This is a genomic window from Citrobacter sp. CK181 (assembly GCF_030333595.1).
Taxonomy (GTDB): Bacteria; Pseudomonadota; Gammaproteobacteria; order Enterobacterales; family Enterobacteriaceae; genus Citrobacter_B; species Citrobacter_B koseri.
This window is the reverse complement of the sequence record NZ_JAOWFN010000014.1, coordinates 193,360-216,707: the sequence shown is the minus strand read 5'-3', so window position 1 is coordinate 216,707 and position 23,348 is coordinate 193,360. Positions and strand designations below refer to the sequence as shown.

Genomic DNA, 23,348 nt, shown 5'->3' with positions numbered 1-23,348 from the left:
ATTTAGGTTTTTTATTAACATGTTTGTAACTTTTTATCATTGCTGTTTCCTCTGATGATGAAACGGCAACGGTGAAGGGGAGCAAATAAATTTTATTGGGGCATGCGTGTGACCCTTTCTAACGGGGTTCACTCTCGGAGTCTTCATGCGATGAGCAAGGAGTCATGATGTTAGATATAGTCGAACTGTCGCGCTTACAGTTTGCCTTGACCGCGATGTACCACTTCCTGTTTGTGCCGCTGACGCTCGGTATGGCGTTCCTGCTGGCCATTATGGAAACGGTATACGTCCTTTCCGGCAAACAGATTTATAAAGATATGACCAGGTTCTGGGGCAAGTTGTTTGGTATCAACTTCGCTCTGGGTGTGGCTACCGGTCTGACCATGGAGTTCCAGTTCGGGACTAACTGGTCTTACTATTCCCACTATGTAGGGGATATCTTCGGTGCGCCGCTGGCAATCGAAGGTTTGATGGCCTTCTTCCTCGAATCCACCTTTGTAGGTCTGTTCTTCTTTGGCTGGGACCGTCTGGGTAAAGTCCAGCATATGTGTGTTACCTGGCTGGTGGCGCTGGGTTCCAACCTGTCTGCGCTGTGGATACTTGTGGCGAACGGCTGGATGCAGAACCCTATCGCATCGGATTTCAACTTCGAAACCATGCGTATGGAGATGGTGAGCTTCTCCGAACTGGTGCTTAACCCGGTTGCGCAGGTGAAATTCGTTCACACTGTGGCGTCTGGCTATGTGACCGGTGCAATGTTCATCCTCGGCATCAGTGCTTACTACCTGCTGAAAGGCCGCGACATCGCGTTCGCTAAACGCTCCTTTGCTATCGCCGCCAGCTTCGGTATGGCTGCTGTGCTGTCTGTTATCGTGCTGGGTGACGAATCCGGCTACGAAATGGGCGACGTGCAGAAAACCAAACTCGCCGCGATTGAAGCGGAATGGGAAACCCAGCCAGCGCCTGCTTCCTTCACCCTGTTCGGTATCCCGGATCAGGAGACGCAGGAAAACAAACTGGCTATCCAGATCCCTTACGCGCTGGGTATTATCGCGACTCGCTCCGTCGATACGCCGGTCATCGGTCTGAAAGACCTGATGGTGCAGCATGAAGAACGTATCCGTAGCGGGATGAAAGCCTACGCGCTGCTGGAAGAACTGCGTGCCGGTTCTACCGACCAGGCCGTTCGCGACCAGTTCAATAACGTGAAGAAAGATCTGGGCTACGGTCTGCTGCTTAAACGCTATACGCCGAACGTCACTGACGCGACCGAAGCGCAAATTGAGATGGCGACCAAAGACTCCATCCCACGCGTTGCGCCGCTGTACTTTGCGTTCCGTATCATGGTTGCGTGCGGCTTCCTGCTGCTGGCGATCATCGCGCTCTCCTTCTGGAGCGTCATTCGTAACCGCATCGGTGAGAAAAAATGGCTGCTGCGCGCGGCGCTGTACGGCATCCCGCTGCCGTGGATTGCTGTAGAAGCAGGCTGGTTCGTTGCCGAATATGGTCGTCAGCCGTGGGCGATCGGTGAGGTGCTGCCAACCGCCGTGGCGAACTCGTCACTGACGGTCGGTGACCTGCTGTTCTCCATGATCCTGATTTGCGGCCTGTATACCCTGTTCCTGGTGGCGGAGCTGTACTTAATGTTCAAGTTTGCACGCCGTGGCCCAAGCAGCCTGAAAACCGGTCGCTATCACTTTGAGCAGCCCAATGTGGCCTCTCAGCCGGCACGCTAAGACAGGAGTCGTCAAATGATCGATTATGAAGTATTGCGTTTTATCTGGTGGCTGCTGGTTGGCATTCTGCTGATCGGTTTTGCGGTTACCGATGGCTTCGACATGGGGGTGGGCATGCTCACCCGTTTCCTCGGTCGTAACGACACCGAGCGTCGAATTATGATCAACTCCATCGCCCCGCACTGGGACGGTAACCAGGTGTGGCTGATCACCGCCGGTGGCGCGCTGTTCGCCGCCTGGCCGATGGTTTACGCTGCGGCGTTTTCCGGTTTCTATGTGGCGATGATCCTCGTGCTGGCGTCCTTGTTCTTCCGTCCGGTCGGTTTTGACTACCGTTCCAAGATTGAAGACACCCGCTGGCGCAACATGTGGGACTGGGGCATCTTCGTGGGGAGCTTTGTGCCGCCGCTGGTTATCGGCGTGGCGTTTGGCAACCTGTTGCAGGGCGTACCGTTCCATATCGACGAGTATCTGCGTCTGTACTACACCGGTAACTTCTTCCAGCTGCTGAACCCGTTTGGCCTGCTGGCAGGTATCGTCAGCGTAGGGATGATCATTACCCAGGGCGCGACCTATCTGCAAATGCGTACCGTGGGTGAGCTGCACCTGCGTTCCCGCACGACGGCACAGGTAGCCGCGCTGGTTACGCTGGTGTGCTTCGCGCTGGCGGGCGTATGGGTGGTTTACGGTATTGATGGTTATGTCGTGACTTCCGCGATGGATCATCACGCCGCATCTAACCCGCTGACCAAAGAAGTCGCGCGTGAAGCCGGTGCGTGGATGGTGAACTTCAACAGTACGCCGATCCTGTGGCTGGTTCCGGCGCTGGGCGTGGTTCTGCCGCTGCTGACTATCCTGACCTCCCGTATGGAGAAAGGAGCATGGGCATTCCTGTTCTCTTCTCTGACCCTGGCCTGCATCATCCTGACTGCCGGTATCGCAATGTTCCCGTTTGTGATGCCTTCCAGCACCATGATGAATGCGAGCCTGACCATGTGGGATGCGACCTCCAGCCAGAGAACGCTGAACCTGATGACCTGGGTTGCGTTGGTGTTTGTACCGATCATTCTGATCTACACCAGCTGGTGTTACTGGAAAATGTTCGGCCGCATCACTAAAGAACATATTGAAAGCAACACCCACTCTCTGTACTAAGTAAGGAGCTAAAAATGTGGTATTTCGCATGGATTCTGGGAACGCTTCTTGCCTGTGCATTTGGGATAATCACTGCGCTGGCGCTTGAGCACGTAGAATCAGGTAAAGCCGGACAAGAAGACAGCTAATGACCAGTATTATCGCAACGTTGTATGCGGTAATGGATAAGCGCCCATTACGGGCGCTTTCCTTTATGCTGGCGTTAGTGTTAGCAGGCTGCATCTTCTGGGACCCGACGCGTTTCGCGGCGAAAACAAGCGAGCTGGAAATCTGGCATGGTTTTCTGCTGATGTGGGCCGTCTGTACGGGCGTGATTCATGGCGTAGGATTTCGTCCTCGCGCCGTTCACTGGCAGGGGATCTTTTGCCCGCTGCTCGCCGATATCGTGCTTATTGTTGGTCTGATTTTTTTCTTCTTTTGAATAAGAAGTATCCTTAAAAATTTATGGGTTTTCATAAGCCCATAAATTTTTACTCTCCCTTAACTTCCCCCCATTCCCAAGCCTCATCCGCGCGCGTATAGTAGCAACGTTTAAAAGCGTTAACTTTTTTTGCATTACCGGGATGTACAGTGAATATATTTCGATGGCCGGTTCGTGTCTATTATGAGGATACCGACGCCGGTGGTGTGGTTTACCACGCCAGTTACGTCGCTTTTTATGAAAGAGCACGCACAGAGATGCTGCGTCATCATCACTTCAGTCAGCAGGTGCTGTTGGCTGAACGGGTTGCCTTCGTGGTGCGTAAAATGACGCTGGAATATTATGCGCCTGCGCGACTCGACGATATGCTCGAAGTCCAAACTGAAATTACGTCAATGCGTGGCACCTCTTTGGTTTTCACGCAACGCATTGTCAACGCAGAGAACAACGTGCTCAACGAAGCGGAAGTTCTGATTGTTTGCGTTGATCCACTCAAAATGAAGCCTCGTGCGCTTCCCAAGTCTATTGTCGCGGAGTTTAAGCAGTGACTGACATGAATATCCTTGATTTGTTCCTGAAGGCAAGCCTTCTGGTTAAACTTATCATGTTGATTTTGATTGGTTTTTCAATCGCATCCTGGGCTATCATCATCCAGCGGACTCGTATTCTTAACGCTGCGGCGCGCGAAGCGGAAGCGTTCGAAGATAAATTCTGGTCTGGAATCGAGCTGTCTCGCCTGTATCAGGAGAGCCAGGGGCGTCGTGATAGCCTCGCGGGTTCGGAACAAATCTTCTATAGCGGGTTCAAAGAGTTTGTGCGTCTGCATCGTGCAAACAACCATGCGCCGGAAGCGGTTGTTGAGGGGGCGTCCCGTGCGATGCGTATCTCCATGAACCGTGAGCTGGAAACATTAGAGACGCACATTCCTTTCCTCGGCACCGTGGGTTCCATCAGTCCGTATATTGGTCTGTTTGGTACGGTATGGGGGATTATGCACGCGTTTATCGCCCTCGGTGCGGTGAAACAGGCGACGCTGCAAATGGTGGCGCCGGGTATCGCGGAAGCGCTGATTGCAACGGCTATCGGTCTGTTTGCGGCGATTCCAGCGGTTATGGCCTACAACCGCCTGAATCAGCGCGTGAACAAACTGGAACTGAATTACGACAACTTTATGGAAGAGTTCACCGCCATTCTGCACCGTCAGGCGTTTACCAGTAGCGAGAGCAACAAGGGGTAAGCCATGGCCAGAACGCGTGGACGAGGTCGTCGCGATCTCAAGTCCGAAATCAACATTGTACCGTTGCTCGACGTACTGTTGGTGCTGCTGCTGATCTTCATGGCGACGGCGCCGATCATTACCCAGAGTGTGGAAGTCGACCTGCCGGACGCGACCGAGTCGCAGGCCGTCAGCACCAATGACGATCCGCCGGTCATTATTGAAGTTTCCGGTATTGGGCAATACAGCGTGGTGGTTGAGAAAGACAGGATGGATCAGTTGCCGCCAGAGCAGGTTATTGCCGAAGCGAAAAGTCGCCTGGAGTCCAATCCGAAAACGGTCTTCTTAATCGGTGGCGCGAAAGACGTGCCTTACGATGAAATAATTAAAGCGCTGAACTTGTTACACAGTGCGGGCGTGAAATCGGTTGGCTTGATGACGCAGCCTATCTGATCTTCTGCGTCTCCGGGACGTAAAGATAGCAAGTAACAGGCGCACAGTTTTTGGGAACCGAGAGTGTCAAAGGCAACCGAACAAAACGACAAGCTCAAACGGGCGATAATTATTTCAGCGGTACTGCATGTTATCTTATTTGCAGTGCTGATCTGGAGTTCGTTCGATGAGCATATAGAGGCTTCAGCCGGGGGCGGCGGTGGTTCTTCCATCGACGCCGTCATGGTCGATCCCGGCGCAGTTGTTCAGCAGTACGATCGTCAGCAGCAGCAACAGGCGAGCGCGAAGCGTGCGGCGGAACAGCGTGAAAAACAGGCGCAGCAGCAAGCTGAAGAGCTTCGCGAGAAGCAGGCGGCTGAACAGGAACGACTGAAGCAACTTGAGAAAGAACGTTTAGCCGCGCAGGAACAGGCGCGCGAGCAGGCGGAACAGCAGAAACAAGCGGAAGCGGCCGCGAAGAAAGCGCAGGAGCAGCAGAAACAGGCTGAAGAAGCGGCGGCGAAAGCCGCAGCGGATGCGAAAGCGAAAGCGGACGCGCAGGCTAAAGCAGCGGCGGAAGCGCAGAAGAAAGCCGAAGCCGAAGCGGTAAAAGCGGCTGCTGATGCGAAGAAGAAAGCCGAAGCTGAAGCGGCAAAAGCCGCCGCCGACGCGAAGAAAAAAGCGGAAGCCGAGGCGGCTAAGCAGGCTCAGGCAGAGGCCGCGAAGAAAGCTGCGGCAGAAAAGGCTGCTGCTGAAAAAGCGGCCGCAGAGAAGAAAGCTGCCGCCGACAAAGCCGCCGCTGAGAAAGCGGCAGCAGCAAAAAAAGCTGCTGCTGAGAAGGCTGCTGCCGATAAGAAAGCTGCGGCAGATAAAGCGGCTGCTGCGAAGAAAGCCGCAGCCGAAAAAGCCGCTGCCGCATCTGGCGTCGACGACCTGTTGGGCGATTTAAGCTCCGGTAAGAATGCGCCGAAAACCGGCGGCGGAGCGGCAGGAAGCAATGCTTCTCCTGCGGGGAGTGGTAATACTAAAAACAATGGTGCATCAGGCGCGGATATCAGCAACTATGCCGGGCAGATTAAATCGGCCATTGAAAGTAAGTTTTACGACGCATCGTCCTATGCAGGTAAAACCTGTACGTTGCGTATAAAACTGGCTCCAGACGGCCTGTTGCTGGATATTCAGTCTGAAGGTGGCGATCCCGCGCTTTGTCAGGCAGCGCTTGCTGCGGCCCGACAGGCGAAGATTCCAAAACCACCAAGCCAGGCGGTATACGAAGTGTTTAAAAACGCACCTCTGGACTTTAAACCGTAAGCTAAACTTTCCCCGTCACGGCGGGGAAAGGCACGCAACGAGAGTCGCTGGGTTCTGGTAGTTTTGTGTATTTGAGTTTGTTAACATTCTGCTAAATTATCGTGGGCTTTCCGCCCGGATAAGGGAGATATGATGAAGCAGGCATTACGAGTAGCATTTGGTTTCTTAATGCTGTGGGCAGCGGTGCTGCACGCAGAAGTACGTATCGAGATCACCCAGGGGGTGGACTCGGCGCGCCCGATTGGCGTTGTGCCATTCCAGTGGGCAGGGCCGGGAGCTGCGCCTGAAGATATTGGCGGCATCGTTGGCGCTGACCTGCGCAACAGCGGTAAATTCAATCCGTTGGATCGTTCTCGTCTGCCGCAGCAGCCGGGTACGGCGCAAGAAGTTCAGCCGGCGGCATGGTCTGCGCTGGGTATTGATGCGGTTGTTGTCGGTCAGGTGACTCCGAATCCTGACGGTTCCTACAATGTTGCTTATCAGCTGGTTGACACTGGCGGCGCACCGGGTACTGTACTGGCGCAGAACTCTTACAAAGTGAACAAGCAGTGGCTGCGTTATGCTGGCCATACTGCAAGTGATGAAGTGTTTGAGAAGCTGACCGGCATCAAGGGCGCATTCCGCACCCGTATCGCTTACGTTGTGCAGACTAACGGCGGCCAGTTCCCGTATGAGTTGCGCGTGTCTGACTACGATGGCTACAACCAGTTCGTGGTTCACCGTTCTCCGCAGCCGCTGATGTCTCCGGCGTGGTCTCCTGACGGCTCTAAACTGGCCTACGTAACCTTCGAAAGCGGTCGTTCCGCGCTGGTTATCCAGACGCTGGCTAACGGGGCTGTGCGTCAGGTTGCGTCGTTCCCGCGTCACAACGGCGCGCCTGCGTTCTCGCCGGATGGCAGCAAACTGGCGTTTGCGTTGTCTAAAACCGGTAGCCTGAACCTGTATGTGATGGACATTGGTTCTGGTCAGATTCGTCAGGTGACGGATGGTCGCAGCAACAACACCGAACCAACATGGTTCCCGGACAGCCAGAACCTGGCCTTTACCTCTGACCAGGCCGGTCGTCCGCAGGTGTATAAAGTTAACGTGAACGGCGGTGCTCCGCAGCGTATCACCTGGGAAGGTTCGCAAAACCAGGATGCGGATGTGAGCAGCGACGGTAAATTTATGGTAATGGTAAGCTCGGCGAATGGTCAGCAGCACATTGCCAAACAAGATCTGGTAGCGGGTGGCGTACAGGTTCTGTCGTCAACGTTCCTGGATGAAACGCCAAGTCTGGCACCTAACGGCACTATGGTAATCTACAGCTCTTCTCAGGGGATGGGATCCGTGCTGAATTTGGTTTCTACAGATGGGCGTTTCAAGGCGCGTCTTCCGGCAACCGATGGTCAGGTTAAATTCCCTGCCTGGTCGCCGTATCTGTGATAATAATTAATTGATTAGTAAAGGAATCATTGAAATGCAACTGAACAAAGTGCTGAAAGGGCTGATGATCGCTCTGCCTGTTATGGCAATTGCTGCATGTTCTTCCAACAAGAACGCCAGCAATGACGGCAGCGAAGGCATGCTGGGTGCAGGCACTGGTATGGATGCGAACGGCAGCGGCAACATGTCTTCTGAAGAGCAAGCGCGTTTGCAGATGCAGCAATTGCAGCAGAACAACATCGTTTACTTCGATCTGGACAAGTACGATATTCGTTCTGACTTCGCGGCAATGCTGGATGCGCACGCTAACTTCCTGCGTAGCAACCCGTCTTACAAAGTCACCGTAGAAGGTCATGCGGACGAACGTGGTACTCCTGAGTACAACATCTCCCTGGGCGAACGCCGTGCTAACGCTGTTAAGATGTACTTGCAGGGTAAAGGCGTTTCTGCTGACCAGATCTCCATCGTTTCTTACGGTAAAGAAAAACCCGCAGTACTGGGTCACGACGAAGCGGCTTACGCTAAAAACCGTCGCGCCGTACTGGTTTACTAAGAGAATTGCATGAGCAGTAACTTCAGACATCACCTGTTGAGTCTGTCGTTACTGGTTGGCATAGCGGCCCCCTGGGCCGCTTTTGCTCAGGCGCCAATCAGTAGTGTCGGCTCAGGCTCGGTCGAAGACCGCGTCACTCAACTCGAGCGTATTTCGAATGCTCACAGCCAGCTTTTAACCCAACTCCAGCAACAACTTTCTGATAATCAGTCCGATATTGATTCCCTGCGTGGTCAAATCCAGGAAAGCCAGTATCAGCTGAATCAGGTTGTTGAACGGCAGAAGCAGATCCTGCTACAGATGGACAGTCTGAGCAGCGGTAGCGCAGCGACGCCATCGGCGGGCGGCGAGCAAAGCGGGGCGGCAACCGCAACACCTGCGCCTGGCGCGGGCGCGGCGACGTCAGGCGCGCCGGTACAAAGCGGCGACGCCAATACCGATTACAATGCGGCAATTGCTCTGGTGCAGGATAAGTCCCGCCAGGATGATGCGATTGTGGCGTTTCAGAACTTCATCAAAAAATACCCGGACTCAACTTATCAGCCGAATGCCAATTACTGGCTCGGCCAGTTGAATTACAACAAGGGTAAAAAAGATGATGCCGCATTTTATTTTGCCTCGGTAGTCAAAAACTACCCGAAGTCACCAAAAGCGGCTGACGCGATGTACAAAGTCGGCGTCATCATGCAGGACAAAGGCGACGCGGCAAAAGCCAAAGCGGTTTATCAGCAGGTTATCAGTAAATACCCTGGCACTGATGGCGCAAAACAAGCGCAAAAACGTCTTAACGCGATGTAATGCACACCACGCGACCAGAAATCGCGTTATTTCTGGTCTCGTCGTGCGATTCCTAAGCAGTTGAGTGATCTGCATCGAAATTTTTGTTGCGCTGAAATCTGAAATCAGTAATATATGCCGCCGTTGCCAGGGGATATCAAACAAACCGAAAGCAGCGCAAAAGTGGGTCGTTAGCTCAGTTGGTAGAGCAGTTGACTTTTAATCAATTGGTCGCAGGTTCGAATCCTGCACGACCCACCACTTTAAAGATGGAAACATCTTACCAGCGTAGTATCGGGTGATTAGCTCAGCTGGGAGAGCACCTCCCTTACAAGGAGGGGGTCGGCGGTTCGATCCCGTCATCACCCACCACTCGGGTCGTTAGCTCAGTTGGTAGAGCAGTTGACTTTTAATCAATTGGTCGCAGGTTCGAATCCTGCACGACCCACCAGTTTTAGCATCACACTCAGATGTTAAGCGTGAAGGATAACGTTGCATCAGCAACGGCCCGTAGGGCGAGGCGAAGCCGAGTCATCCTGCACGACCCACCAGTTTTAAATTGGTGCCGAGTAAAATCTTTCAGGTAACACCCGTATGGGTCGTTAGCTCAGTTGGTAGAGCAGTTGACTTTTAATCAATTGGTCGCAGGTTCGAATCCTGCACGACCCACCAGTTTTAAAGGTGGTTACTGGTAGAGAACGTGAAGGATAACGTTGCGTCAAGCAACGGCCCGAAGGGCGAGGCGAAGCCGAGTCATCCTGCACGACCCACCATCCTGAATGATTAAGCAGTAAAATCCCGCAAGGGGTCGTTAGCTCAGTTGGTAGAGCAGTTGACTTTTAATCAATTGGTCGCAGGTTCGAATCCTGCACGACCCACCAATTTTAACATCGCTCTCAGGTGTTAAACGTGAAGGATAACGTTGCGTCAGCAACGGCCCGAAGGGCGAGGCGAAGCCGAGTCATCCTGCACGACCCACCAATGCAAAAAGGCGCCCTAAAGGCGCCTTTTTGCTATGCGCAGAATTTGTGCCTGATGGCGCTGCGCTTATCAGGCCTACAGCGATGCACTCGTTCAGGTCGGATAAGACGTCAGTCGGCGACCCGTAGGCCGGATAAGGCGCTTGCGCCGCCATCCGGCATTATCAAGCGCAATTGTTGTGACTTTTGCCAACCAATCGGCTATCTTGTTTAGCATATAAAACAAATTTAACCGATTGTGGCGTGGGTTACGCTTTATATCGGTTATTTCGTTAAGCCAGTAAAACGAGAAAGCATGATGAGCGTAATGTTTGACCCGGAAGCCGCAATCTATCCGTTTCCGCCGAAACCGACCCCGCTAAGCGTGGATGAAAAGCAATTCTACCGCGAGAAAATCAAACGTCTGCTGAAAGCGCGCGATGCCGTCATGGTGGCGCACTATTACACCGATCCCGAAATCCAGCAACTGGCTGAAGAAACCGGAGGATGCATTTCCGACTCGCTGGAGATGGCGCGATTTGGCGCGAAACATCCTGCCTCCACGTTGCTGGTCGCTGGCGTCCGTTTTATGGGCGAGACGGCCAAAATTCTCAGCCCGGAAAAAACCATCCTGATGCCGACTCTACAGGCGGAATGCTCGCTGGATCTGGGCTGTCCGATTGACGAATTTAGCGCGTTTTGCGACGCCCACCCGGATCGCACGGTAGTGGTTTACGCCAACACGTCTGCTGCCGTCAAAGCCCGCGCTGACTGGGTTGTTACCTCCAGTATCGCTGTTGAACTGATTGAACATCTGGACAGTCTGGGTGAGAAAATTATCTGGGCGCCGGATCGCCACCTGGGACATTACGTGCAAAAGCAGACCGGCGCGGATGTGCTCTGCTGGCAGGGGGCCTGTATCGTTCATGATGAATTTAAAACCCAGGCGTTGACCCGGATGAAAGGTTTGTACCCGGATGCCGCCGTGCTGGTGCATCCTGAGTCGCCACAATCGATTGTCGATATGGCGGATGCCGTCGGGTCTACCAGCCAGCTGATTAATGCCGCCCGCACGCTACCGCATAAGCAGCTTATTGTGGCGACCGACCGGGGCATTTTCTATAAAATGCAGCAGGCGGTGCCTGATAAAGAGTTGCTTGAAGCGCCGACAGCCGGAGAAGGGGCGACCTGCCGTAGCTGCGCGCATTGTCCGTGGATGGCGATGAACGGCCTTAAGGCAATTGCTGAGGGGTTAGAGCAGGGCGGGCAGGCCCATGAGATTCACGTTGACCAGGCGTTGCGAGAAGGGGCGCTGCTGCCGCTCAACCGTATGCTGGAATTTGCGGCTACACTACGAGCGTAAAACATAAAACGCTCTGGGGGAAAGATGGATTTTTTTAGCACACAGAACATTCTGGTTCATATTCCAATTGGCGCTGGCGGTTACGACCTGTCATGGATTGAAGCTGTCGGCACCGTTGCGGGTTTGCTGTGTATCGGGCTTGCCAGCCTGGAAAAGATCAGCAACTATTTTTTCGGCCTGATTAACGTGACGCTATTCGCGATCATCTTTTTTCAGATCCAACTCTACGCCAGCCTGTTGCTTCAGGTATTTTTCTTTGCCGCCAATATTTACGGCTGGTATGCCTGGTCCCGCAAAACAAGCCAGCATGAGATTGAATTGAAAATTCGCTGGCTGCCGCTGCCAAAAGCGCTGGCCTGGCTGGCGGTATGCGTGGTGGCGATTGGCCTGATGACCGCGTATATCGATCCGGTATTTTCTTTCCTGACTCGCGTCGCCGTCAACCTGATGCAGGCGCTGGGATTGTCGGTCGCCGTGGCGGAATTGCAGCCTGATGCCTTCCCGTTCTGGGACTCCTGCATGATGGTGCTGTCGATTGTGGCGATGATCCTGATGACGCGCAAGTATGTCGAAAACTGGCTGCTGTGGGTGATTATCAACGTGATAAGCGTGGTGATCTTCGCACTGCAAGGCGTCTATGCGATGTCGCTGGAGTATCTGATCCTGACCTTCATCGCCCTGAATGGCAGCCGGATGTGGATCAACAGCGCGCGCGAACGAGGCTCACACGCGCTTTCCAGTTAGTGGTGATGGTGCGAATGGCCGGATAGCCCCTGATTCAGGTGGCAGTCCGGCCCATTGCACGGCTGATATTCCATCTGAATGGTGGCGTGCTCAATCTGGTAATGGTGAATCAGGAAATGCTGGATGCGCGCCAGCAACGCGTCATGATCGTGCGGCGGAATCACCTGTACATGCAGCGTCATCACGGGTTTTTCTCCTATCATCCAGACATGGACGTGATGTACATTGCGTACTTCGGGAATATCCCGGCTGAGATGGCGACGCAACGCCGCGATATCCAGCGAAACCGGCGCGCCTTCCAGTAATTCATTTACGCTGTCTTTTAACAGACGCCAGGCGCTGCGTAACACCAGTATGGAAACCAGGATCGAGAGAATCGGGTCCGCTGGCGTCCAGCCTGTCCAGATGATAATCAGTGCGGCAAAAATGGCGCCGACCGATCCCAGTAAATCCCCCATCACATGCAGCGCGGCGGCACGCACATTGAGGTTTTTTTCTTCATTCCCCCGGTGCAGGAGCCAGAACGCGAACACGTTGGCGAGCAAACCCGCCACTGCGATAGTCATCATCATGCCGCCTGCGACAGGGCGTGGCGTATAGAAGCGCTGAATGGCTTCCCAGACGATTAAAAGAGTAATCACCACTAATGCGATGGCGTTAACAAACGCGGCCAGCGTTGTCAGTCTCAGCCAGCCGAAAGTGTGGCGAATGGTTGGAGGACGCCGGGAAAACTGTACGGCCATCAGAGCGAACAACAGGGCTGCGGCATCGGTAAGCATATGCCCGGCGTCGGCCAGCAGCGCCAGCGATCCTGAAAGAATGCCGCCCACCACTTCAACCAGCATAAATCCGGCGGTGACACAAAATGCGAACAGCAACCGACGCGCGTTCTTATCTTCCGGCAGATGCGAAGCAGTATGAGAGTGTGAATGTGGCATCGTGTCATCCCTTTGTTATTTTCATTATTACTGTATGACATCATACAAGTTTTGGGCTGACAAAATAAAAAGGAGAGCGTCAGCTCTCCCGTTACCTGGCCTTTTTTCAGGCTTACTGCGTGGTGCCATCGGTTTTAGTATCAACGTCGTTGTTGATGCCGTCGCCGGTCTCCACTTTCTTATTCACGTCCGGGCAGCGGCCGTCCTTACACATGGTGTTTTTATGCACTTCATCGGAGGTCATGCCGTCGTGGTTCATTGATGAGCCACCCGGGTGAAGCATAGTGCCGCCGGAATTAATCTGGCTGTTGTCCACATTGTTTGGCGCGATGTTTTCGCGGGCGTCAGGGGCGACCTGTCCGGCATCCGCCGAAGAGTTTGCCTGTCCGTTGTTGGACTGCGTATTCGCGTCAGCGGCCAACGCTGCGCCACTGGCAAGGCTGAGTATGGCAGTAAGAAAAAGTGTGGCCAGTTTTGTCATTTTCATAAGATGCTCCTGTTATGGTCGATATGTCGGATAACTCTTCCAACAGTGCATGTGCCAGTAAAATCTCAGAGAGGGGTTAAAGATCCCGCACTGGCGATTTAGCCCAGCATAGAATCTTGAAAAAACTCACAAAAAGAGTGTTTACAGTTAAAAATTGTAGGTTAGATCTCGTTTTTCGCTACTTTCTGGCGTTTTTTTTCCTAATTCCAGGATTAGTCCGTTCGAAGTGTAAAAGTCAGTTTACACTTTTTAGCCAAAGAGATAGATTGAAGGGATTGCATTTAATTAGATAAGTATGGCAACACTGGAATAATCATGAATTATCAGAACGACGATTTACGTATTAAAGAGATCAACGAGTTATTACCGCCAGTCGCACTCCTTGAAAAATTTCCCGCTACAGAGAATGCAGCAAACACCGTTGCCCATGCCCGCAAAGCGATTCATAAAATCCTGAAAGGGAATGACGATCGCCTGCTGGTGGTGATTGGGCCGTGCTCAATTCATGATCCGGTTGCCGCCAAAGAGTATGCCGCTCGTTTAATGACGCTGCGTGAAGAGCTAAAAGGCGAGCTTGAAATTGTCATGCGCGTCTATTTTGAAAAACCGCGCACCACGGTGGGCTGGAAAGGGCTGATCAACGATCCGCATATGGATAACAGCTTCCAGATTAACGATGGCCTGCGTATTGCCCGCAAGCTATTGCTCGACATTAACGACAGCGGATTACCCGCTGCGGGTGAGTTCCTTGATATGATCACCCCGCAATACCTGGCGGATCTGATGAGCTGGGGCGCGATTGGTGCACGTACCACGGAGTCTCAGGTACACCGCGAGCTGGCCTCCGGTCTTTCCTGCCCGGTCGGCTTTAAAAATGGCACCGACGGCACCATCAAAGTGGCGATTGACGCCATCAATGCCGCCGGTGCGCCTCACTGCTTCCTCTCCGTCACTAAGTGGGGGCACTCCGCCATTGTGAATACCAGCGGCAACGGCGACTGCCACATTATTCTGCGTGGAGGCAAGGAGCCAAACTACAGCGCGCAACATGTGGCAGAAGTAAAAGAAGGTCTTGCTAAAGCGGGGCTTGCGCCGCAGGTTATGATCGATTTCAGCCATGCGAACTCCTCCAAACAGTTTAAAAAGCAGATGGACGTTTGTGCGGATGTTTGCCAGCAGATTGCGCGTGGCGAAAACGCGATCATTGGCGTGATGGTGGAAAGCCATCTGGTGGAAGGTAATCAGAGCCTGGAAAGCGGCGAACCGCTGACCTACGGTAAGAGCGTTACCGACGCCTGTATCGGCTGGGAAGATACGGATGCGCTGTTGCGTCAGCTGTCGAATGCGGTGAAAGCCCGTCGCGGATAATTCCTCCTGCCAACGCACGTTGCGCAATTGAAAAACCGGCAAATCAGGCCGGTTTTTTTCTACTAACTGTTTGTAATCCAAAAGAGTTAGTTCTTTGTTTAAAAGTTTTGATGTGATCGTGATCAACTTTTTACACTTATATCGGTCGTAATATAAATTTTTACATAACGATTGATAATACAAATGAATAAGCCCACTCAACTGGCAACGCTGTTGCCTCTTCTCATTTCCCTGGCGCCGCACAGCGCACATGCGGCAAACACCTCTGAAGATGAAATTATCGTCACCAGCCAGCCTTCTGCCGATACCACGCATGCCGCTTCCGGCGCTGGATTCAAAACCAATGATATCGATGTCGGGCCGCTGGGCAATAAAGCCTGGGTTGATACACCGTATTCGACCACGACCGTCACCAAAGAGATGATTGAGAACCAGCAGGCGCAAAGCGTGAGCGAACTGCTGAAATACTCGCCCAGCACACAAATGCAGGCGCGCGGCGGCATGGATGTCGGCAGACCGCAGAGCCGGGGGATGCAGGGCAGCGTGGTTGCCAACAGCCGCCTGGATGGGTTGAACATCGTCTCAACCACCGCTTTCCCCGTTGAGATGCTGGAACGCCTGGATGTGCTCAACAGCCTGACCGGCGCGCTGTACGGCCCGGCAAGTCCGGCCGGGCAGTTTAATTTTGTCGCCAAACGCCCAACGGAAGAGACGCTGCGCAAAGTCACTCTGGGTTATCAAAGCCGGAGCGCCTTTACCGGGCATGTCGATTTGGGCGGACACATTGATGATGACAACCGTTTTGGCTATCGCGTGAATGTGCTAAATCAGGAAGGTGAAGGGAATCTGGATGACAGTACGCTGCGCCGTAAGTTGCTTTCCGTGGCGCTGGACTGGAATATTCAGCCAGGCACGCAATTGCAGCTGGATGCCAGCCACTATGAGTTTATTCAAAAAGGCTATCCGGGAAGCTTCAGCTATGGCCCGAACATTAAACTACCTTCCGCACCCGATCCCAAAGATAAAAATCTGGCGCTCAGCACGGCCGGGAACGATCTGACAACCGACACGGTGAGCACGCGTCTTATTCATTATCTCAATGATGAATGGTCCGTAACGGCGGGCGTTGGCTGGCAGCAGGCGGATCGTGCGATGCGTAACGTATCCAGCAAAATTATCAATAACCAGGGCGATATCAGCCGTTCGCTGAAAGACTCTACTGCCGCAGGACGTTTTCGCGTACTGAGCAATACCGCCACGCTTAACGGTCATGTTGATACCGGTTCTGTCGGGCATGATATTGCGCTCTCGACCACCGGTTATGTCTGGTCGCTGTACAGTGCGAAAGGGACGGGGCCGTCTTATAGCTGGGACACCACCAATATGTACCACCCCTCTGAGATGTACGAAAAGGGCGATGGCAAAATCATAACCGGTGGGGATCGTTATAAATCCAGCGTCAACACGCAACAGAGCATTACCCTTGGGGATACCGTGACTTTCACGCCGAAATGGTCGGCGATGTTCTACTTGAGCCAGAGCTGGATTCAGTCGCAGAACTACAATAAAAGTGGTCATAAAACCGGCCAGATTGATGAGAACGGTTTAAGCCCGAATGCGGCGTTGATGTATAAAATCACCCCGAATGTGATGGCCTACGTCAGCTATGCGGAGTCGCTGGAACAGGGCGGGACGGCGCCAACCAATAGCGACGTGAAAAATGCCGGGCAAACCCTCGACCCGTATCGCAGCAAACAATATGAGATGGGGCTAAAAGCCGATGTCTCCGGGATGAATCTGGGGGCGGCGCTGTTCCGTCTTGAGCGTCCATTTGCCTATGTCGATCCCGGCGACAATGTCTATAAGGAACAGGGGAACCAGGTCAATAACGGTCTGGAATTGACGGCCTCCGGTAATGTCTGGCAAGGGCTGAATATCTACAGCGGCGTGACGCTCCTCGATCCGAAACTGAAAGATACGGTGAGCGATACCACCAGCGATAAACGGGTGGTAGGCGTACCGAAAGTGCAGGCGAACGTGCTGGCGGAGTACAGCTTACCGTCGATGCCGGAATGGGTATACAGCGCTAACGTTCACTATACCGGCAAGCGTGCCGCCAACGATACCAACACCGCATGGGCCAGCAGCTACACCACCTGGGACCTGGGCACCCGCTACACCACGAAAATCAGCAACGTCCCGACCACCTTCCGCGTGGTGGTTAACAACGTGTTCGATAAGCACTACTGGGCATCAATCTTCCCGTCAGGCACCGATGGCGATAACGGTTCACCCAGCGCCTTTATCGGCAGCGGGCGTGAAGTTCGCGCCTCCGTCACGTTTGATTTTTAAAGGATGGAGTCATGACGCTAACCCGCATTTTCCCCGCGCTGGCCTGGCTGGTGGCGGGGAGCCTGTTTGCCGCGCAGCCGCACAGCGATGTGCGCATCGCTTCACCGTGGCCGGCGCAAAACACCATCATCACCATGCTGGGGTATGGCGATAATATTGTTGGCACGTCGATGATTGCAAAGACGATTCCGCTTTTTCGCCAGAGTCTGCCGCGTATTGATAATGTCGCCGTTGTCAGCGTCAACAGCGGTCACGAACTGGACCCGGAGCAGATCATCTCGCTCGGTACGCAACTGCTGTTTGTGCCGAAATCAATGACGGTGCCGAGGGCGTCGCTGCTCCAGCAGGCAGGGGTGCGCGTACTGGCGTTTGAGGCGAACTCCATGCAGGCGCTGACCGCCCGGGTGCATAAAACAGCGGAGGTGCTGGGGCCGGATGCGCAGGATAAAGCGCAGCGGTATCAGCAGTATTTTGACCGCAATGTGGCGCGGGTAAAGGCACGCTTAAGCGATCTTCCTGAAGATCAGCGAATGACCCTCTATCACAGCATGGGCAATCCGCTGACCACTTCCGGCAGGCCGTCGCTTAATCAGGACTGGATGGATCTGGCCGATGCAAAAAACGTCGCCGAGCGCTGGTTTAGCCACAAGCAAAACCGGACGGGGGAAGTCGCTCTTGAGCAGATTGTCGCGGCAAATCCGGCGGTGATTGTCGCCATGAATAAGCGAGATGCGGATGCCATCCTGACTTCTCCCCAGTGGGCGCAGGTGGATGCCGTGATTCATCATCGCGTGTATGTGAACCCGAAAGGGATGTTCTGGTGGTGTCGGGAGACCAGCGAAGAGGCGTTACAATTCCTCTGGCTGGCAAAAACGCTCTACCCGCAGCGCTTTGCCGATGTGGATATGCGCAAGGAGACCCGCCGCTTTTACCAGGACTTTTTTGGCATTACACTCAGCGACGCGCAGATTAGCGATGTGCTCAATCCGCCGAAATGACTCTACAGGTAAGGAACGTTATGTCGCTATCCGCTAATGCTCCGTCGATCGACGATCGCTACCGTCTTGTGGTACGCAAGCGGTTGATGCTGGCGCTGCTGATTATTGCGGCGATAGTCGCCTCGCTGGTGCTGGACTCTACGCTTGGCCCGTCTGGTCTGTCGCTCGGCGAGCTCTGGCAAACGCTGCTGCACCCGGCAAGCGTTAATGCGGGGACGCGCGTTATTGTCTGGGATATCCGTTTACCCTATGCGCTGATGGCGTTACTGGTGGGAATGGCTTTGGGGCTGGCGGGCGCCGAAATGCAGACAATCCTGAACAACCCGCTGGCGAGTCCGTTCACGCTGGGCGTTTCTTCCGCGGCAGCCTTTGGCGCTGCGCTGGCGATCGTGTTGGGTATCGGCATTCCCGGCGTTCCTGCCGCCTGGTTTATTCCCGCGAATGCCTTTGCTTTTGCGCTGCTGTCCGCCCTGCTGCTGGACGGGATTACTCGCTGGACGCGCGTGGCGACCTCTGGCGTGGTGCTGTTCGGTATCGCGCTGGTGTTTACCTTTAATGCGCTGGTGTCGATGATGCAGTTCGTTGCCGATGAGGACACGCTACAGGGGCTGGTGTTCTGGACGATGGGCAGCCTGGCGCGCGCGTCGTGGGAAAAGCTCGGCGTGCTGGCGTTGGTGTTTGCCATTGTGCTGCCGTGGTCGATGCGTAGCGCCTGGCAATTGACGGCGCTGCGGTTGGGGGAAGATCGGGCGATGAGTTTTGGCATTGACGTGCGGCGCCTGCGCCTGTCGTCTCTGCTGCGCATCAGCCTGCTATCGGCGCTGTCGGTGGCGTTTGTCGGGCCAATCGGTTTTATCGGTCTGGTCGCGCCGCACATTGCGCGAATGCTGTTTGGTGAAGATCACCGGTTCTATCTGCCGGGCAGCGTGTTGACGGGGGGGTTGGTGCTGTCGCTGGCCTCGATCGCGTCGAAGAATATTGTTCCTGGCGTGATCATCCCGGTAGGCATCGTAACGTCGCTGGTGGGTGTGCCATTCTTCCTGAGCATTATTTTGCGCCACCGGGGGAGCATGTCATGAGCGGGTTGATCCTCAAGGGAATAAGCGCCGGTTATCCGAAACACCCAGTTATTCGCGATCTCAGCGTGCCTGAGCTGCCGCGCGGTAAAATTACCGTTCTGCTGGGGCCGAACGGCTGCGGGAAATCAACGTTATTACGCGCGCTGGCCGGGCGGAATAAAGCCCGTGGCGAGGTCATGCTGGACGGTGAGAACCTGATGTCGCTGCCGTTTGCCCGGCGTGCGGAAAAGGTGGTGTTTTTGCCTCAGTCGCTGCCGCAGGGCGTACATCTGCATGTGCTGGAGTCAATTATCGTGGCGCAGCGGGCATCCGGCGGGCGAGATGGCGCGAACAGCCACTCGCAGGTGCTGGCAATCCTGGATCAACTCGGCATTGCACATCTGGCGCTGCACTATCTTGACCAGCTTTCCGGCGGCCAGCGGCAACTGGTGGGGCTGGCGCAGTCGCTGATTCGCTACCCGGAACTTTTGTTGCTGGACGAGCCGCTTAGCGCGCTGGATCTGAACTATCAGTTTCACGTTATGGATCTGATCGCGCGGGAAACGCGGGCGCGCAATATAGTGACGGTTGTGGTGGTGCATGACATTAATATCGCGCTACGTCACAGCGAACATGTGCTGATGCTGAAGGAGGGCAAACTGGTGGCCAGCGGCGCGCCGGAAGCGGTTATTACCGCAGAAAGCCTGGCGGAAGTGTATAACGTTCGGGGTCGTGTGGAACGTTGTTCACAGGGCAGGGCGCAGGTGGTGCTCGACGGGGTTATCGGGGTTTAAGTACATGTATTGCCGGATGTCGGCTTACGCCTTATCCGGCCTACGGGACGCATATTGCCAACCCGTAGGCCCGATAAGCGAAGCGCCATCAGGCAAATCAGATTACTTCGCTTTACCCTGGTTCGCCACGGCCGCCGCTTTTGCCGCGATCTCGTCAGCGTTACCCAGATAGTAATGTTTGATCGGTTTGAAGTTTTCGTCGAACTCGTACACCAGCGGTACACCGGTCGGGATGTTCAGTTCGAGAATCTCTTCTTCGCTCATGTTATCCAGGTATTTCACCAGCGCACGCAGAGAGTTACCGTGAGCGGCGATGATGATGCGCTCACCGCTTTTCATGCGCGGCAGAATGGTTTCGTTCCAGTAAGGGATCACGCGATCGATAGTCAGCGCCAGGCTTTCAGTCAGCGGTAGCTCTTTCTCGGTCAGTTGCGCATAACGCGGATCGTGGCCCGGATAACGCTCGTCATCTTTGGTCAGCTCCGGCGGGGTTACGGCAAAACCGCGACGCCACTGTTTAACCTGCTCATCACCGTATTTTTCAGCGGTTTCCGCTTTGTTCAGACCCTGTAGTGCGCCGTAGTGACGTTCGTTCAGCTTCCAGGATTTTTCAACCGGCAGCCAGGCCTGATCCAGTTCGTCCAGGACGTTCCACAGCGTGTGGATGGCACGTTTCAGCACGGAGGTATAAGCAAAATCGAAGCTATAGCCTTCCTCTTTCAGCAGTTTACCTGCCGCTTTTGCTTCACCCACGCCTTTCTCGGACAGGTCAACATCGTACCAACCGGTGAAACGGTTTTCGTTGTTCCACTGACTTTCGCCGTGACGTACCAGAACCAGCTTAGTTACAGCCATACTCTCACTCCTCAAGCTTTATTGAATGATAATAATTCTCATTATATTGCCGTGACAGGTCAGCGGCAACGCTTACGCATAACCATAGCGAAAATAGTGACGCAGTGTAAGGTTCTTGTGAACCCGGAGTTGCGATTTTGTCTTTGAGTGGTGGGGATTTGAGCAAAGCGACGCGCCACAGGCCCGATAGCTGGCACCATCGGGCCTGTTATGGCTCATCGTCAGGCCGGAATAAACTGATATTCCGTCAGGCTGGCGTACTCGTCGCCGGGATGCAACACGCAGTCAGGTTGCGGCCATTCCGGGTGGTTCGGGCTGTCTGGCAGAAATTCGCTTTCCAGCGCCAGGCCTTGCCAGTCGGCATAAGGTTCAGGCCCGCGCGACGGCGTGCCGCCCAGATAGTTGCCGGAATAGAATTGCAGCGCCGGAGCGGAGGTATAAACCTTCATCTGCAATTTCTCATCCTGCGACCACAGATGCGCGGCTGGCTGGCTGGCATCGCCTTTGGTCTGCAATAAAAAGGCGTGATCGTAACCTTTTACCTTGCGCTGATCGTCATCGGCAAGAAACGCGCTGGCGATGGTTTTTGCGCTGCGGAAGTCGAACGAGGTTCCGGCAACGGATTTCAGCCCGTCGCGTGGAATACCGCTTTCATCAACCGGCAGGTACGTATCAGCCAGAATCTGTAGCTTGTGCTGGCGTACGTCTGACTGCTCGCCGTCCAGGTTAAAGTAGACGTGATTGGTCAGGTTCACCGGGCAGGGCTTATCTACCGTCGCTCGATAGGTAATGGAGATTCGGTTATCGTTGGTGAGACGATACTGCGCGGTAGCGCAGAGATGGCCGGGGAAGCCCTGATCGCCATCGTCAGACGTCAGTGCGAACAGCACCTGACGATCGTTCTGGTTGACTATCTGCCAGCGACGTTTGTCAAAGCCGTCCGGCCCGCCGTGCAGTTGGTTTTCACCCTGGCTCGGCAGCAGGCTGACGGTTTCACCCGCCCAGGTGTAACGGCTGTTGGCAATGCGATTGGCGTAGCGGCCAATCGATGCGCCAAGAAAGGCGGCCTGATCCTGGTAATATTCCGGGCTGGCGCACCCCAGCAACGCTTCACGGACGCTGCCATCGGTTAGCGGGATACGGGCGGAAAGTAGTGTGGCGCCCCAGTCCATCAGCGTGACCACCATCCCTGCATCGTTGCGCAGGGTGAGCAGGCGGTACGGCTGACCATCGGGCGCCAGTGCGGGCGTTTCGTTTAGCACTGTCCGGCTCCTTGTGAGGGTTTGCATACGTAAAACGTTTCTTTGATTCCGGTTTTCGCTTCATACTGCGTGGCCACGGCCTGCTGTACGGCAGGAACCAGCGCTTCCGGGATCAACGCGACGACGCAGCCGCCGAAGCCGCCGCCGGTCATGCGTACGCCGCCTTTATCGCCGATGGTCGCTTTCACAATTTCGACCAGCGTGTCGATCTGCGGGACGGTGATTTCGAAGTCATTGCGCATTGAGGCGTGAGATTCCGCCATCAATTCACCCATGCGTTTCAGGTCGCCTTTCTCCAGCGCGCTGGCGGCTTCAACGGTACGGGCGTTTTCGGTCAGTACGTGGCGAACACGTTTGGCGACAATCGGGTCCAGCTCGCTGGCCACCGCGTTGAACGCCGCAAGGCTGACATCGCGCAACGCCGGTTGCTGGAAGAAACGCGCGCCCGTTTCACACTGCTCGCGGCGGGTATTGTACTCGCTGCCCACCAGCGTACGTTTAAAGTTACTGTTGATGATCACCACCGCCACGCCTTCCGGCATGGAAACCGCTTTCGTACCCAGCGTGCGGCAGTCAATCAGCAGGGCATGATCTTTTTTACCCAGCGCGGAGATCAGCTGATCCATAATGCCGCAGTTGCAGCCGACGAACTGATTCTCCGCTTCCTGGCCGTTGAGCGCGATTTGCGCGCCATCCAGCGGCAGGTGGTACAACTGCTGGAATACGGTGCCGACCGCGACTTCCAGCGACGCAGAAGAACTGAGTCCCGCGCCCTGCGGCACATTGCCGCTGATAACCAGATCCGCGCCGCCAAATGCGTTATTTCGTTTTTGCAGATGCTTCACCACGCCGCGCACGTAGTTTGACCACTGCTGGCTGTCGTGGGTAACGATCGGCGCATCAAGGGAGAATTCATCAACCTGGTTGTCGTAGTCAGCCGCAATCACGCGCACTTTGCGATCGTCACGCGTGGCGCAGCTAATCACCGTCTGGTAGTCGATAGCGCAAGGCAGCACGAAGCCGTCGTTGTAATCGGTGTGCTCGCCGATCAGATTGACGCGACCAGGCGCCTGAATGGTGTGGGTAGCAGGGTAGCTGAAAATTTCTGCAAACAGAGATTGTGTTTTCTCTTTCAGACTCATTA

General features: G+C 54.6%; 23 protein-coding genes and 5 tRNA genes. 23 read left to right on the top strand and 5 right to left on the bottom strand.

What is annotated here, in order from left to right:
* Positions 1-167 precede the first annotated feature (167 nt).
* The 18 genes from cydA (at position 168) to pnuC (ending at position 12,092) form a co-directional block, all read left to right on the top strand.
* The gene (cydA, locus tag OGW17_RS14590) at positions 168-1,736 is read left to right on the top strand and encodes a cytochrome ubiquinol oxidase subunit I (RefSeq protein ID WP_071259686.1); all 1,569 of its coding nucleotides are present in this window, start codon (positions 168-170) and stop codon (positions 1,734-1,736) included.
* A gap of 15 nt (positions 1,737-1,751) precedes the next feature.
* On the top strand, positions 1,752-2,891 hold the full coding sequence (gene cydB, locus OGW17_RS14585; RefSeq protein WP_012133250.1) for a cytochrome d ubiquinol oxidase subunit II: 1,140 nt from the start codon (positions 1,752-1,754) through the stop codon (positions 2,889-2,891).
* 14 nt (positions 2,892-2,905) lie between these two features.
* Positions 2,906-3,019 (top strand): cytochrome bd-I oxidase subunit CydX, encoded by a 114-nt coding sequence (gene cydX / locus OGW17_RS14580; protein WP_003022970.1) that lies wholly within the window; start codon positions 2,906-2,908, stop codon positions 3,017-3,019.
* A complete protein-coding gene (gene ybgE, locus OGW17_RS14575; protein ID WP_012133248.1) occupies positions 3,019-3,312 on the top strand; it encodes a cyd operon protein YbgE in 294 nt (97 codons plus the stop codon). Before cydX ends, ybgE begins: the two co-directional genes overlap by 1 nt.
* Before the next feature lie 149 nt (positions 3,313-3,461).
* Entirely contained in the window at positions 3,462-3,860 is a 399-nt protein-coding gene (gene ybgC, locus OGW17_RS14570; RefSeq protein WP_012133247.1) for a tol-pal system-associated acyl-CoA thioesterase, read from the top strand.
* On the top strand, positions 3,857-4,549 hold the full coding sequence (gene tolQ / locus OGW17_RS14565; RefSeq protein WP_024130524.1) for a Tol-Pal system protein TolQ: 693 nt from the start codon (positions 3,857-3,859) through the stop codon (positions 4,547-4,549). Before ybgC ends, tolQ begins: the two co-directional genes overlap by 4 nt.
* Before the next feature lie 3 nt (positions 4,550-4,552).
* Positions 4,553-4,981 carry a colicin uptake protein TolR gene (gene tolR, locus OGW17_RS14560; RefSeq protein WP_012133245.1) on the top strand — a complete coding sequence of 143 codons (429 nt, stop codon included), beginning with the start codon at positions 4,553-4,555 and terminating at the stop codon, positions 4,979-4,981.
* 63 nt (positions 4,982-5,044) lie between these two features.
* Positions 5,045-6,271 (top strand): cell envelope integrity protein TolA, encoded by a 1,227-nt coding sequence (gene tolA, locus OGW17_RS14555; protein WP_047458058.1) that lies wholly within the window; start codon positions 5,045-5,047, stop codon positions 6,269-6,271.
* A gap of 132 nt (positions 6,272-6,403) precedes the next feature.
* The gene (tolB, locus tag OGW17_RS14550) at positions 6,404-7,696 is read left to right on the top strand and encodes a Tol-Pal system beta propeller repeat protein TolB (RefSeq protein WP_024130523.1); all 1,293 of its coding nucleotides are present in this window, start codon (positions 6,404-6,406) and stop codon (positions 7,694-7,696) included.
* 34 nt (positions 7,697-7,730) lie between these two features.
* A complete protein-coding gene (gene pal, locus OGW17_RS14545) occupies positions 7,731-8,249 on the top strand; it encodes a peptidoglycan-associated lipoprotein Pal (RefSeq protein ID WP_003022983.1) in 519 nt (172 codons plus the stop codon).
* 9 nt (positions 8,250-8,258) lie between these two features.
* Positions 8,259-9,047 carry a cell division protein CpoB gene (cpoB, locus tag OGW17_RS14540; RefSeq protein WP_012133241.1) on the top strand — a complete coding sequence of 263 codons (789 nt, stop codon included), beginning with the start codon at positions 8,259-8,261 and terminating at the stop codon, positions 9,045-9,047.
* Between the two features lie 164 nt (positions 9,048-9,211).
* Positions 9,212-9,287: transfer RNA gene (locus OGW17_RS14535), tRNA-Lys, on the top strand.
* Positions 9,288-9,322: 35 nt separating this feature from the next.
* Positions 9,323-9,398 (top strand) — tRNA-Val (locus OGW17_RS14530).
* Positions 9,399-9,401: 3 nt separating this feature from the next.
* Positions 9,402-9,477: transfer RNA gene (locus tag OGW17_RS14525), tRNA-Lys, on the top strand.
* A 145-nt stretch (positions 9,478-9,622) separates the two neighbouring features.
* A tRNA-Lys gene (locus tag OGW17_RS14520) sits at positions 9,623-9,698 on the top strand.
* Between the two features lie 133 nt (positions 9,699-9,831).
* Positions 9,832-9,907 (top strand) — tRNA-Lys (locus OGW17_RS14515).
* A gap of 397 nt (positions 9,908-10,304) precedes the next feature.
* Positions 10,305-11,348 carry a quinolinate synthase NadA gene (gene nadA / locus OGW17_RS14510; RefSeq protein ID WP_024130522.1) on the top strand — a complete coding sequence of 348 codons (1,044 nt, stop codon included), beginning with the start codon at positions 10,305-10,307 and terminating at the stop codon, positions 11,346-11,348.
* A gap of 24 nt (positions 11,349-11,372) precedes the next feature.
* Positions 11,373-12,092, top strand: a complete 720-nt coding sequence (pnuC, locus tag OGW17_RS14505) for a nicotinamide riboside transporter PnuC (protein ID WP_071259683.1) — start codon at positions 11,373-11,375, stop codon at positions 12,090-12,092.
* Here pnuC and zitB read toward each other — a convergent pair.
* Both zitB and OGW17_RS14495 read right to left on the bottom strand, forming a co-directional pair.
* Positions 12,089-13,030 (bottom strand): CDF family zinc transporter ZitB, encoded by a 942-nt coding sequence (gene zitB / locus OGW17_RS14500; protein WP_071259680.1) that lies wholly within the window; start codon positions 13,028-13,030, stop codon positions 12,089-12,091. The genes pnuC and zitB overlap by 4 nt on opposite strands.
* A gap of 112 nt (positions 13,031-13,142) precedes the next feature.
* Positions 13,143-13,517, bottom strand: a complete 375-nt coding sequence (locus OGW17_RS14495) for a YbgS-like family protein (RefSeq protein ID WP_071259677.1) — start codon at positions 13,515-13,517, stop codon at positions 13,143-13,145.
* A 315-nt stretch (positions 13,518-13,832) separates the two neighbouring features.
* On the opposite strand from OGW17_RS14495, the gene aroG reads away from it, so the two are divergent.
* The 5 genes from aroG to OGW17_RS14470 all read left to right on the top strand — a co-directional run bounded on the left by aroG (position 13,833) and on the right by OGW17_RS14470 (position 20,087).
* Positions 13,833-14,885, top strand: coding sequence for a 3-deoxy-7-phosphoheptulonate synthase AroG (gene aroG / locus OGW17_RS14490; RefSeq protein ID WP_012133235.1), 1,053 nt, complete (start codon positions 13,833-13,835; stop codon positions 14,883-14,885).
* 183 nt (positions 14,886-15,068) lie between these two features.
* Positions 15,069-17,237 (top strand): TonB-dependent receptor, encoded by a 2,169-nt coding sequence (locus OGW17_RS14485; protein WP_071259675.1) that lies wholly within the window; start codon positions 15,069-15,071, stop codon positions 17,235-17,237.
* An 11-nt stretch (positions 17,238-17,248) separates the two neighbouring features.
* On the top strand, positions 17,249-18,235 hold the full coding sequence (locus tag OGW17_RS14480) for an ABC transporter substrate-binding protein (RefSeq protein ID WP_071259673.1): 987 nt from the start codon (positions 17,249-17,251) through the stop codon (positions 18,233-18,235).
* Complete coding sequence (locus tag OGW17_RS14475) at positions 18,232-19,314, top strand: FecCD family ABC transporter permease (RefSeq protein ID WP_052194398.1); 1,083 nt, start codon at positions 18,232-18,234, stop codon at positions 19,312-19,314. The genes OGW17_RS14480 and OGW17_RS14475 overlap by 4 nt, the downstream gene beginning before the upstream one ends.
* Positions 19,311-20,087 carry an ABC transporter ATP-binding protein gene (locus tag OGW17_RS14470; protein WP_071259670.1) on the top strand — a complete coding sequence of 259 codons (777 nt, stop codon included), beginning with the start codon at positions 19,311-19,313 and terminating at the stop codon, positions 20,085-20,087. The genes OGW17_RS14475 and OGW17_RS14470 overlap by 4 nt, the downstream gene beginning before the upstream one ends.
* Positions 20,088-20,189: 102 nt before the next feature.
* Here OGW17_RS14470 and gpmA read toward each other — a convergent pair whose 3' ends face one another.
* The 3 genes from gpmA to galK form a co-directional block, all read right to left on the bottom strand.
* Positions 20,190-20,942, bottom strand: coding sequence for a 2,3-diphosphoglycerate-dependent phosphoglycerate mutase (gene gpmA, locus OGW17_RS14465; protein ID WP_012133230.1), 753 nt, complete (start codon positions 20,940-20,942; stop codon positions 20,190-20,192).
* Between the two features lie 221 nt (positions 20,943-21,163).
* On the bottom strand, positions 21,164-22,204 hold the full coding sequence (gene galM, locus OGW17_RS14460) for a galactose-1-epimerase (protein WP_060815868.1): 1,041 nt from the start codon (positions 22,202-22,204) through the stop codon (positions 21,164-21,166).
* On the bottom strand, positions 22,198-23,346 hold the full coding sequence (gene galK / locus OGW17_RS14455) for a galactokinase (protein WP_071259667.1): 1,149 nt from the start codon (positions 23,344-23,346) through the stop codon (positions 22,198-22,200). The genes galM and galK overlap by 7 nt, the downstream gene beginning before the upstream one ends.
* Between the last annotated feature and the right edge of the window lie 2 nt (positions 23,347-23,348).